We start from the raw sequence: 11,699 nt of genomic DNA, 5'->3' as shown, positions 1-11,699 counted from the left end.
TTGCCATCCGCAGCGTCGTTGCTTACAGCGTCGAACAGGGTGAGGAGGTGTGTGCCCAAGTGTGCACCTGGTGTGCACCCATCGAGTTGGTCCCGGGCGGAAGAATTGAGCTATTTGTGCCCTCGGGCAGAGTCGAACTGCCGACCTGCGGTTTAGGAAACCGTCGCTCTATCCATACTGAGCTACGAGGGCGTTTATTAATGTACAAAAGGCCATGATGGGATTCAATATGCTTCAGCGAACAGTGAGCATCACGATCGGGAGCCGCCCCGTACGGTTCTTTAATGCCACAACGTGCTCGCCCCGCCGGTTCGGCGGACATACTCATGGATACAGCAACATACACAAGAGGCCTTTGAAGCGCAAACCCATGCGATGCGCTTCAAAGGCCCGGACATCTGCTCCTGCCGGAGACGGGGGCCGTTCTCAGCCAGCCCTCTTGTCGTGCTTCCGGAGAACAGTTACTTGATGAGGGTCATCACCCGCGTCGCGCTGTAGGAGCCGGACGAGATACGGTAAACGTACATCCCGCTGGATGCGGCCTGCGCGTGGAACGCAACGGCGTGCTCCCCCGCGCCCATTGTTTCATTCACCAGTTCAGCCACTTCACGCCCGAGCATGTCATACACGACGATCCGGACCTGGCCTGCAACAGGAAGCTGGAACGCGATCGTCGTCGAAGGATTGAACGGGTTCGGATAGTTCTGTGAGAGGCCGTACGCAAGAGGCTCCGCCCCACCGTTCTCCACCACACCCGTCGTGCCCAGGGTCTTCGTCAGCACGATTCCGCCTTCGCCCACCACAACGATCCTGTCCACCGCAGAATAGAAGACCTCATTCAGCGTCCGGGTGGTGCCGCTGACCTGGGTTTCCCACGTGGCTCCGCCATCCGTGGTGGCAATGATGGTTCCGTTCGTGCCAACAGCCGTGCCATGCATCGCATCATAGAAATGAACGGCCAGCAGGGTGTTGTTCGTAAGGCTCGCCTGACTCGTCCACGTGGCGCCGCCATCACTGGTGACCCGGATGAGCCCGAGTTCGCCCACGGCGATCCCCTTCTGCGCATCAAGGAAGAACACCGCATGGAAATCCAACTGCTGCTCTCCCGTTTCCTGGACCACCCAATGAGCACCACCGTCGATCGTACGGAGGATCGTCCCGTCCTGTCCGACCACTGTCCCGGTCAGGACATCAGTGAACTCCACTTCATAGAGGGTCACCGTTGTCGTGCTGCTCTGCGGGTTCCACGTCAGGCCACCGTCCGTGGTTCGCAGAATGGTACCCGCCTGACCCACGATAGTGCCGTTCTGATCATCCGTGAAACATGCTCCCCAGAGCGCAGCAGTCGTTCCGCTGACCACCGAACTCCATGTCATCCCGCCATCCGTCGTTCGAACGATGGTACCGTCATTGCCGTCGGCGATGCCAACCTGGGTCGTTGCCATTTCGACGGCATTCAGCATCACCGTCACTCCGCTTGTCACGGCATCCCAGTTCATCCCACCATCACTGGTCAGCAGGATCGCACCGCCTTCGCCGACCGCTATGCCTGCGGTGGCATCGATGAACTGAACTTCCATGAGGTTCTGGACAGAGCCGCTGGATTGAAGGACCCAACCAGGATCAGCCAGAAGATCGGCCCTGAAGGTGATCAACGCGGCCAGGATCGAAAGTAGTGTAAAAATGCGCGTCTTCATGATGCGCCTCGCTCAGTTGTTGGGAAATTTGAAAAGTATCGCCGGGTTCGTAAACCGATGTTTGGTGATGGTAATCTAATAGAAGCGAGACGGCATTGCCGTGAGCGAGCGCACAAAGGGAGATGGGTTAAAAAGAAGTACGATCAGAAGAAAAAAGTTGCTTCCGGGTGAACTTTTCGCAGGGACGGTGTGTTAGGAGGGTAGCATGACAAAGAAGACATCATATACGATCTGCAGACAATGCGGCAGGGATTTCCCCGGAAACCCGAGTATGCGCCGGTGTCCATTATGCAGGAAGAAAGAGGCTCAGTACCGGGCCCAGCGGGAGAAAATGAAGCGCAATCTCCCGTACTACCTCAAAACGGACATCTGACGGCTTTTCAGGGGTAACCGCGTTCTTTTCCTCATGGTGCTTGGAGAAGTGTCTCAGGCAAACGGCGGGAGTCTATGGACTCTCGCCTCTGGCTATTATTAGCCACCCGGATTGGCTGATGGGATCCTGACACGTACGGCGGTCCCCTCCCCCTTCAAGACCTCGATCCGCCCATCAAGTCCCCCTACCAATTCGTGAATGAACCTCATCGAGGGGTTCTTCGGCTTCTTCGCATCCAGATCCTTCCCCCCGGCAGGATTCTCGTCATCAACACCCAGAACGATCGCCCCATTCGCGTCGGTCCGTACGGAAACCTCGATCGTGCCTTTTCGCCCCGATGGCAACCCGCCCTCCAGGGAATGCACGACCAGTTCATTCAAGATCAGCAGAACATCGACAAGTGTCTCCTGCCCCGCATCCACAGCCCCGACTTCTACGGTATAGGTCAACCGCCCGGCACCCGCTCTCCGGAACGCATCGGCGACCACACTCTTCACGCTCTTTCCGAATGATGCCGATGATCCGCGTCCGCCTGCATACACCAGAGATTGGATGTGCACGAGTTCATGAAGATGGTCAGCCAGATCCCCGACATCATCTCCCTTCTGCGCTGTTGCGGAAACATCGCACTCGAGGAGCATCAGGACCCGCCGCCCCGCACTCAGTACGTGACTCCCGATCGCAGTGTCGCGATTGCTCCGGAGCCGGACGCCCTCCTCCGCAAGGTCCTCCGCGGTCTTCGATTGGGTGATATCCTGCACCGTCCCGGTCACATGGAGCGGTTCTCCCGGCTTCCGTGGCGAGGGATGGGCGTGATCACGGACCCACTGATAGCTGCCATCGCGAAGGCGGATCCGGTACTCCTCAACGACGCTCTCACCGGAAAGAAATTTCTTCATGCGCCCGGCCGGCGCCTCCACATCGTCCGGAAAGACGTAGTCCTCGCGGCGGATGATCGCGTTGGCAGGGAGTCCCGTCAGCCGTTCGAATGCTTCCGTGACCCACTCCACGGCGACGTTTCCTTCCGCCGGAACAAGAAGACTGTAACCATAGGAGGCGGTCAGCTCCGACAGCATCCGATACCGCTGTTCACTCTCGCGGATCTGGCGGTCCAGTGCATGCCGGTACAATGCCATCTCGATCGTGGTGCGCAGCTCCTTCTCCTCGAAGGGCTTGAGCACATATCCGAACGGGTTCGTTGCCCGCGCCCGGGCAAGGGTCCCGTCATCAGAATAGGCGGTCACATAGACGACCGGGATGTCCATCATCTCCCGGATCTTCTGTGCTGTCTGAATGCCGTCCATGCCACCCCTCAGACTCACATCCATCAACACGAGATCGGGTTTCACATGGGCGACCATCCGTAGAGCCTCCTCGCCAGACTGCGCGAGTCCCGCAACGCCATACCCCATTGTATGGAGACGCCGTTCGATGTCCCGTGCCATGATCAGCCCGTCTTCGACGACGAGAATACGTTTACCACTGCCTTCGTGGGACGATCGCACCATGTGCTCCTGCCTGGACTATTCCGTCCGTTTCGTGATCTCGATGATGGTGACCCGATGCTCCCCCAGCTGTGAAAAGTAGATCAGGACCGTTGCCTCGAACTGCGATCGCGTCTCGGGGTCTTCGATCCTCATGTGCGGATAGTGCCACCGCCCCTTCGCGTCGATCGTGTACAGCCCGCGGGGCTCTCCAAGATATTCTCGCACCTCATCGCGCGTGCGTCCCCTCAGCCCCTGGAGTTCGGCTTCCGTAAAGACCTTGTCGCTTGCCGGCCGCCACGACTTCTCCTTACACCCCGTGAGCATCGCTGTACAGAGCAGCAGGAAGCAGCATGCATGCACGATGCGCAGCACCGCGGCTCCTCTGCCCGACACCACCTGTGCCGTGACGTTCACCGGTACAATCCCTTCTCGTGTATGAAAGCCTCCACCAGGGGAGGAACCAGATACCGGATGCTCTTCCCCGCCGCCACACGGTGCCGGATACCCTGAGCAGCGATCCCGATATGCGGCACTTCACACAGGGTCATGTGCGGCAGATACGCCTCTCCGGCTCCGCCGGGGACGTACCCCGGCCGTGTCATCACCGCTACGGAAGCAAGATCCAGGATCCGGGAGGGATCGCGCCAGGCACCGAAGTCCACGAGATTGTCCATCCCGATCAGGACCGTGAGCGATGCTCCAGGGAAACACTCGAGCAATGCGCGGACGGTATCGATCGTATACGACACGCCTCCGCGGCGCACCTCCATATCCGAGACGCTGAAGCGTTGATCCCCTTCGATCGCCCGCTCCACCATCGCCAGGCGTATCACGCCCGGTGAGACCTCACGGTCCTGCTTGTGCGGCGGCGTCATCGCGGGCATGAACAAAATGCGGTCGAGGCCAAGCTCCTCCTGCACATGGGCAGCAACGATCAGGTGCCCCATGTGTGGCGGATCGAATGTCCCGCCGAAGAGCCCCAGGCGCTCGGGCCGTTTCCTCTCACTCACCATAACACCCCGATGGTACGATAGCGGACGCAGCCGCGGAGCAGAGCGGCAAGGTAGACGAACGGCACGGCAACGAACGCGATCGTTCTCCCGGCTTCGAGCGGCGAGAACGCGCGGATGCCATGGTACTTGTATCGAAACAGGACGCCACTCAGCAGGACCGCGATCACGCCGCCAGCCCACAGCACAGGAGCACCCAGAAGGCCCCCGGCAAGAACTGCAACGAGTCCGCACGCCCCGCCAAGCGCAACGTAATGTTGCGGCCGGTGCACAGTGAACCCGGCGATCTGCTTCACTTCGATGAACGCCCGATAACGCCGCGGATGCCGTTTGAACAGGAGCGGATCGAACGTGTAACGCCGGGCATGACGCAATGCTTCGCGCAGAGTGCTGAACTGAGGGGGATGTGCCACGCGAACATCCGAAGCAATATACATCGAAAAACCCATATCCAACAGCCGGAAGCCCAGATCGGCATCCTCCCGAAAATACAGTCCGGCCTCCCTGTCAAAGAACCCGCTCTCATACCCGCCGGCCTTCATGAAGCAACTCCGCCGGATGAACAAGTTACAGGGGATGAACGAGGCGATCCCCGGGGGCTCGAAACGCCTGACGTTTCCGCCCGTGGACTGATACTCCGTTCGACCTTCAAGCATGTCCAGATTCAACTTGATCAGCAACGCATAAGCTTTTGCTAACCAATCCGTTGCAGGTTGCACATCATCTTCTGTCAAGGCTATATACTCTCCCCCGGCGAGCGCGGCTCCGGCATTCCGGGCCCGACTCGCCCCCCCATTCTCCTGTTCCAGTACCTTCAGTGCATATGGCGGTGAGAACGTCCGGAGCATCTCGGCCGTCCCGTCCGTCGACCCGTCGATCACCACGATCACTTCGAACCCCCCGGGAACAGGTTCCTGACAGGACAGAGCATTCAGGACCTCTCTCAGGGATCCCTTCCGGTTGAACGTGGGGATGATCACTGAAAAGAAGGGACTACTCATGTCCGCCTCCAGAGCCCTGACGCGAGGCCCATGACCCTGACATACCCCCTCATCGCCGAGGCGGCTTGCTTCCGGAGCGAAGGGCGTGCGACCAGAACCAGTACCCACGCACATATCCTGATCGAGGAACGAGCGAGCATGAGCAGCCGGACGCTCACCCGGGAGATGCTCCCATGGTGCTTCCGGAAGTACCGGAAGAGGCTTTCGTGATAGTGGATCAGGCGACGCTCATCGTAGTGGCCGACCGCTCCCCCGCCGAAATGCGTGACCAGAGCTCCCGGGACCACGAACACGTGCCCTCCGTTCTCCGCAAAGCGCTTGCACCAATCGGTCTCTTCGAAATACATGAAGAACTCTTCGTCGAGCCCCCCCACGGACTTCACCGAGGAGGCACGGACCACCAGACATGAGCCCTGGACGAAGTCCACGGCACGAGGCGTCATCCCCTGTTCGTACAACTGGCGGTGCGCCCCGAAGATCAACGAATGGGGGAAGGCCCGGTCGAGGAACAATGCCTCAACGAAAAGATTCCAGAGCGATGGGAATCGCACACCCGTCCGCTGCGCCGATCCGTCCCCGTTCAACAGACCCGGGCCACAGGCCCACGCATCTTCGCCCTTCCCATCCATGAACGTGATGAGGGCATCGAAGGCTCCGGCATGCACAAGGGTGTCGGGATTCAGAAGACAGAAGTAACGCCCGCCTGCAGCACGAAATCCCTGATTATTCGCCCGTGCGAATCCATTGTTCCCCTCATTGGCGATGACCTTCACCCCGGGCATCACCTGTTCGGCATACGCCACGCTGTCGTCCGCGGACGCGTTGTCCACGAGGATGACTTCGTACGTATGCCTGGTGACTCCTTTCCGGACCGATGGGAGGCACAACTCAAGGTCGCGCCGCGAATTCCAGGTGACGATGATGATCGAGATATCAATCATGGAGTCCGAGTCCTGTGACACGCGCATACGTGCGCATGCAACCGTTCACCACACGGGCCACGGCACCATCCCCATCCAGAAGCCGCGCACTCATCCAGCACAGTATGTCACGATCGGGCACGACGCGCGACGCCTGGAGTTCTCTGCGGCGCGCCAGAACCCATCCCGCGTGGGACAGGATCCAAACATAGCCGCGGAGGATACCCAGAGGAGATTTCCTCCCCGACACAGTCCCCGCGATGAGCTTCGCTATCCCCTCCATGACCATGAGCGGGGCAAGCCGCAGAAGCGTCCAGCCGCCGAAAAGCAGCAGTGCGTTGAGAAGCTTGTTCCTCTCCTGGTAGAATGTGACGAATGCCGATGCCTGCGTCTTCGTCGTTGCGCTCCCGCGGTGGTACACCAGCGACCGCTGTGCCATCCTGACGTCACGCCCCAGCAGGCGCAAGCGCCACGACAGGAACACGTCCTCGTGATACAGAAAATACTCGTTCAGGAATGGGCGAGGTATCTCCGCGCGGCGGAACATGACCGAGGCCCCGCCCGCAAAAAAGATATGGCTGAGGTCAGCGAATACACGCATGATGTTGTAGCCCAGAGGGTTCAGCGAGCCGTTCATGCTGTAGAAACGGTCGGGAACGCCATCGGTCACCACCTTCGATGTGACGACAGCGACGGCAGGGTCCATCATGTACTCCAGAAGTCCCGGGAGCCAGTCCGCTGTCACTTCCGTGTCATTGTTCAGAAGGACCACATACTCGCCCGTGGCGGCTTCTACGCCCCGATTATTCCCCTCCGCAAAACCCAGATTTGTTCCCTGCGCAAGCACCCGGACCTCCGGGTATTTCACCCTCACCATGGCAATGCTGCCGTCGGATGACCCGTTGTCCACCAGGATCACCTCGACCGGCCGGTACACTTGAGCCTGCACGCTCGCGAGGCAGGCATCCAGGAGTCGTTCTCCGTTGTAATGGACGATGACAACACTGACCGATGGTCTCCCGGCCCCGGTCACTGTGCTCTCCGCCGCAGGACCATGATCACCTCCCCGTCAGTGAGCAGGAAGCTTTCGAAATCGACAGCGAGGCCCACATCTTCGCGGGCACGCAGCACCATCGCGACCAATGTCTCGAACGTCCATACGTGGTAATGAATGCTGTACGCCTCGGCCAGGAGCTGGTCGGTCCGGCGTTCCTGCGCCGATGGGTCGTCGATGTGCTCGACATGCTTCACCCAATCCCGCACATGGTCACGGCGTGACCAGACCGGTCCCTCACGGTGATCGCGCACGACATGCTCATAGCTCGTCAACTCCCGTTCCTGGTCGAACGTGAATCTCTTGTCGGGTACGCAGAGGAACAGGATCCCACCGGGCCTCACCACACGCTGATGTGCCAGCAGCGCTCCGAGCGGGTCCTCGCAATGCTCAAGGAAATGATTCGCGATGATGAAATCTTCCGAACCGTCGGGGAGGGTGGCCAGCGTCTCGCCGTCATCCACGATATCCACGGACGTGAGCGCCTTCGCAGCGAGCTCGGGATACTGAACTCGCAGGTCATCCACAGACATGCGGTCCACGTATCGCACCTGCGCATTCTTCGGGACACGAAGGGGGTTGTGCAGCCCTCCGATCTCGATCCCCCGTCCCGCGATCACGTGCGCAGCAACTGCCTCACGGTCCAGGGCGCGGAACATCCGCAGCATCTTCCTTGTATCCACGGTCAGTGATTTCAGCAAGCGGCGGATATCCATGGTCACACCTCCTCGATCTTCGCCGGCCGCCAGAATGCCAGGCCGAACAGCAATGATTTGAACGCGAATGTGCGCATGTGGCGATTTGCTTCGGACGGTTGCAGCGCGGCACGGATGGACCAGGCTACCGAGCGCACGGCGAACCCTGCGGCGAGAAGCAGGCGGTACACAATGATCGCGCCCCGGCCATAATGCTTCTGATAGAAGAACATCACGTTGTTATAGAGCATCGTGAAGAATGTGAACCGTTTGTTCACCGCCCCCACGGTCTTGCCGAGGTGATGCTCCACAACGGCATCCGGCACGTACCAGATCGACCAGCCGGCATGCACCATCCGGTAGCACCAATCCATGTCGTTGTAATAGATCGCAAAGCGTTCGTCCAGTGGCCCGACCTTCTCATAGGTTACCCTGCGAACAAGGAATGCCGCAGCCATCAGATGATCCGCGGTCCCTGCATGGTCGTAGTCGAACGATCTCAACTCGCCGCTCCCGAACAGGACGGTGCGCGGGAACAATCGATCCAGCCCGGTCATGTCGCAGAAGTGTGTCCAGAGGGTCGGAAAGCCTTTCGCGGAATACTGGAGCCTGCCATCGGGGTAAATGAGGCGTGGGCCGCACGCGCCGGCCTCCGGATGCGCATCAAGAAATTCGACCATGGTCCGGAATGCTCCAGGGCGGACGACGGTATCCGAGTTCAGCAGGAGCAGATGCCTGCCCTGTGCCCGACGGAGGCCTTCATTGTTCGGCCGTGCAAACCCCTCATTCCGCGCATTCTTCAGAAGGAGTGTGGCGGGGTACTTCTCCGCCACCATTGCCACACTGCCATCGGACGACCCGTTGTCGATGACGATGGCCTCAAGGGATATCGTGACCCGTTCGCGTTCCACGGAGGCAAGGCACGCATCCAACAGCTCACGCGTGTTCAGATTCACGATGATGACGGAAACATCCGGCGGCATCCCGCCCGTCCGGCTGCCCGCAATCTCCCGCCCTGCCTGATGCAGCTCGCTCACGGCGTCCCTCCCGTCCGGGGAATCTGTGTCCGGTGCGTTACCGGCGTGACGGGGGCAAGAAGGCGGTATCCCGGGAAGGCAAAGCCCGGCACATCGGCGAATGCCTTGCTCGCAATCAGTCCCTCGGCACTCACTTCGTGTTTCCACAGGGGATCATGAACCAGGAAATAGTCCGGCGAGTAATACTGCAGCCAGGCATCGAACCTGCGTTGGCCGATCAGGTCGGCGTTCGGCGGACTCACGAGTCCGAGTATATCGATGATATAGCGACGGGAGAACCAGCCGATGTGTCCGATCTCCGCCGTCGCGACCTTTGCGTCAGGCGGTGTGTGCCCGTCGATCCAGAGAGCGATCTCCGTGTACGAACCGTACCCTCCCGCGAGCGGGAGAGCGTGCGCGGAGAAGGTTGTCTGTCCCGCGAGCAACCCCGCTGACAGCAGGATCACCGCCGCTGCTCCCGCCCGGCGCGGCAACGTTCCCGGGATCCGCAAGATGTGGCGCAGGAGGGCATCAATGCACACGCCGGCGAGAATGAACATGAAGAAATAGTAGGCGGCATAGTACCAATGGTAGTTCGGAATGCTCAGGGCGATATAGAACGCCGTATAGAGCACGAGGAACGCAACGATGATCTGCGTGAGCAGATCCCTCCTCCCGGTGAGGATACCGCCGGCCGCGAGCAGGATCGGACATGACAGAAGCAGGACGTTGCCGGCAAAGTAGCGGTCAAAATGGTAACCCACACTGAGGAAGATCAGATGCTTTCCCCATCTCCCCGTTTCCCAGAGCCCCGATTCTCCCTGCTGGATCTTGGCCATGAGTGTCGCCGGGAACGGCGAACCAAAATACGCAAGATTGAAGGCATAGTGAGAGAGCAGCAGAACCATGGGAATGATCCACAGGCGCCAACCGGGCAACGGACGCCGCAGGCGGAAATGCGCTGCAATGAGGACAAGGATCAGAAAGAGAGATTCTCCTCTTGTCAGCAGCAGGAGCGCGGATACGGCCATCCAGCCCCCCGTTCGCCCGCGGAGAAACAATGCAATCACAAGCGCGAACAGAAAGAGCAGGAGCGGTGTCTCCAGTCCGACCACGGAATAGAAATACCGCATGCTCACGATCCCCAGGGCAGCGAACACTCCCCCCGGGGTGAACGATCCGTTCGCGGGGTGCAGGAACACGACGGTGACAGCAGCGCCGGTAAGGAGCAGCCACGCAAGGAACATTTGCGAGAAAGCAACATCGCGCATCACGAAGGCGACCGCCAGCGAAAGGTACGTATAGAGCGGAGAGGTCAACCCGTTGACATACTCACCGGCGTTGTACACCAGGCCCAGTCCGTCGATGGCATTCTGGATATACCGGTAATAGATGAGGGCATCGTCGAGCGTATACTGCCTGTTCAATACGCTCATCACGGCGCTCATCACCACCACCAAGGCCACTGCGGCGAGCCTCAGGGCATGGCTATGCCCTCCGCGCCCGAGCGCTGTGCGCGTCCCCCCGCGCGGCGTGGCCACGTGTTCTTCCATCATCGTGTCATATCCCGGCAAAGGCACGGTGCGCGGTATCGAGTGCATGAGCGCACATGAGGGTCACTTCCCGAATTTCCGTCGAATGGCACCGAACTTGCGATACACATCCCGGACAAACTTGATGCCGGGCCGGTTGTACACGGCACGGTAGTGTTCCATGGACTCGAGCCCATAAAAATAGGCATCTGCATTGCGCCTCAGCAGCATCCGGAAATCCTCCGTGTCGTGCAGGGCGGACGATCCGAACTCGATCACGAAGACCGCTGAAGGAAGCACATACGCGGTGAACCTGGCCTTCTCTGCTTCCAGATCCCTGACGATCTCCTGCAACGTCAGGTAGATGATGTTGGCATCGTGGAAGACGATGACGCCATTCTCCGCAACGAGTGGCCGGCAGAAGGCATAGTCCGATCGCGCAGCCTGATCCGTATGTTCGCCGTCAATGAAACAAATATCCGGGCGCGGGTCGATCACCGATGCCGGCACTTGCCGGGCATCCGTGTCGAACACGCTGATCCGGTCGATACGGTCCCCCTGAACACCACGCAGCAGGTCGAGCATATGTGCCGAGGAGTTCTTCGGGTACAGGATCGTCTCGCCGCGATCGTCCGCCACGGTCTCCGGACGCGGATCGATGGAGTAGATGCGGGCGCACCGCGGATCGCGCAGATGCGGCTGGATACTCCCGCCCAGGTGCGAACCGATCTCCAGGTAGGTATATGACGTAGCGCGTGTGCTCACTCCCTTTTGCACGGCCAGGAGCGAACGCTTGTCGGCATCGCTCAATTGCGACGGGATGGTCTGGAACAGGCCGAGGTCCAGCGAGTGCAGGGATGATTCAAAGGTACCGTTCATGAGCATCGAGTGGTTGTGTACGTTTCCGGTTCAAC

General features: G+C 59.9%; 11 protein-coding genes and 1 tRNA gene. All 12 read right to left on the bottom strand.

What is annotated here, in order from left to right; all coding sequences use genetic code 11:
• Positions 1-117: 117 nt before the first annotated feature.
• The 12 genes from IPI01_02250 to IPI01_02195 all read right to left on the bottom strand — a co-directional run bounded on the left by IPI01_02250 (position 118) and on the right by IPI01_02195 (position 11,664).
• A tRNA-Arg gene (locus IPI01_02250) sits at positions 118-192 on the bottom strand.
• A 269-nt stretch (positions 193-461) separates the two neighbouring features.
• Positions 462-1,697: a T9SS type A sorting domain-containing protein gene (locus IPI01_02245; GenBank protein ID MBK7256645.1), complete on the bottom strand. Its 1,236-nt coding sequence runs from the start codon at positions 1,695-1,697 to the stop codon at positions 462-464.
• A 471-nt stretch (positions 1,698-2,168) separates the two neighbouring features.
• Positions 2,169-3,578: a response regulator gene (locus tag IPI01_02240; protein MBK7256644.1), complete on the bottom strand. Its 1,410-nt coding sequence runs from the start codon at positions 3,576-3,578 to the stop codon at positions 2,169-2,171.
• Positions 3,579-3,593: 15 nt separating this feature from the next.
• Positions 3,594-3,971, bottom strand: coding sequence for a hypothetical protein (locus IPI01_02235; GenBank protein ID MBK7256643.1), 378 nt, complete (start codon positions 3,969-3,971; stop codon positions 3,594-3,596).
• Positions 3,968-4,570, bottom strand: coding sequence for a nicotinate (nicotinamide) nucleotide adenylyltransferase (nadD, locus tag IPI01_02230; protein ID MBK7256642.1), 603 nt, complete (start codon positions 4,568-4,570; stop codon positions 3,968-3,970). Before nadD ends, IPI01_02235 begins: the two co-directional genes overlap by 4 nt.
• Complete coding sequence (locus IPI01_02225) at positions 4,564-5,568, bottom strand: glycosyltransferase family 2 protein (protein ID MBK7256641.1); 1,005 nt, start codon at positions 5,566-5,568, stop codon at positions 4,564-4,566. Before IPI01_02225 ends, nadD begins: the two co-directional genes overlap by 7 nt.
• On the bottom strand, positions 5,565-6,509 hold the full coding sequence (locus IPI01_02220; GenBank protein MBK7256640.1) for a glycosyltransferase family 2 protein: 945 nt from the start codon (positions 6,507-6,509) through the stop codon (positions 5,565-5,567). The genes IPI01_02225 and IPI01_02220 overlap by 4 nt, the downstream gene beginning before the upstream one ends.
• Positions 6,502-7,521: a glycosyltransferase family 2 protein gene (locus IPI01_02215; GenBank protein MBK7256639.1), complete on the bottom strand. Its 1,020-nt coding sequence runs from the start codon at positions 7,519-7,521 to the stop codon at positions 6,502-6,504. The genes IPI01_02220 and IPI01_02215 overlap by 8 nt, the downstream gene beginning before the upstream one ends.
• Entirely contained in the window at positions 7,518-8,258 is a 741-nt protein-coding gene (locus IPI01_02210; protein MBK7256638.1) for a methyltransferase domain-containing protein, read from the bottom strand. The genes IPI01_02215 and IPI01_02210 overlap by 4 nt, the downstream gene beginning before the upstream one ends.
• Positions 8,259-8,260: 2 nt before the next feature.
• Positions 8,261-9,274 (bottom strand): glycosyltransferase family 2 protein, encoded by a 1,014-nt coding sequence (locus tag IPI01_02205; protein MBK7256637.1) that lies wholly within the window; start codon positions 9,272-9,274, stop codon positions 8,261-8,263.
• Positions 9,271-10,809 (bottom strand): hypothetical protein, encoded by a 1,539-nt coding sequence (locus tag IPI01_02200; GenBank protein ID MBK7256636.1) that lies wholly within the window; start codon positions 10,807-10,809, stop codon positions 9,271-9,273. Before IPI01_02200 ends, IPI01_02205 begins: the two co-directional genes overlap by 4 nt.
• 60 nt (positions 10,810-10,869) lie before the next feature.
• The gene (locus IPI01_02195) at positions 10,870-11,664 is read right to left on the bottom strand and encodes a class I SAM-dependent methyltransferase (protein MBK7256635.1); all 795 of its coding nucleotides are present in this window, start codon (positions 11,662-11,664) and stop codon (positions 10,870-10,872) included.
• Positions 11,665-11,699 lie beyond the last annotated feature (35 nt).

The sequence above is a fragment of the Ignavibacteriota bacterium genome (assembly GCA_016707525.1).
Classification (GTDB): domain Bacteria; phylum Bacteroidota; class Ignavibacteria; order UBA10030; family UBA6906; genus JAGDMK01.
This window is presented reverse-complemented; position numbering and strand designations above follow the sequence as displayed.

Bases quoted from the DNA above. Each gene is read 5' to 3' on its own strand.
- IPI01_02245 (MBK7256645.1), bottom strand. From the start codon at position 1,697: ATGAAGACGCGCATTTTTACACTACTTTCGATCCTGGCCGCGTTGATC.
- IPI01_02240 (MBK7256644.1), bottom strand. From the start codon at position 3,578: ATGGTGCGATCGTCCCACGAAGGCAGTGGTAAACGTATTCTCGTCGTC.
- nadD (MBK7256642.1), bottom strand. From the start codon at position 4,570: ATGGTGAGTGAGAGGAAACGGCCCGAGCGCCTGGGGCTCTTCGGCGGG.
- IPI01_02225 (MBK7256641.1), bottom strand. From the start codon at position 5,568: ATGAGTAGTCCCTTCTTTTCAGTGATCATCCCCACGTTCAACCGGAAG.
- IPI01_02220 (MBK7256640.1), bottom strand. From the start codon at position 6,509: ATGATTGATATCTCGATCATCATCGTCACCTGGAATTCGCGGCGCGAC.
- IPI01_02210 (MBK7256638.1), bottom strand. From the start codon at position 8,258: ATGGATATCCGCCGCTTGCTGAAATCACTGACCGTGGATACAAGGAAG.
- IPI01_02200 (MBK7256636.1), bottom strand. From the start codon at position 10,809: ATGATGGAAGAACACGTGGCCACGCCGCGCGGGGGGACGCGCACAGCG.
- IPI01_02195 (MBK7256635.1), bottom strand. From the start codon at position 11,664: ATGAACGGTACCTTTGAATCATCCCTGCACTCGCTGGACCTCGGCCTG.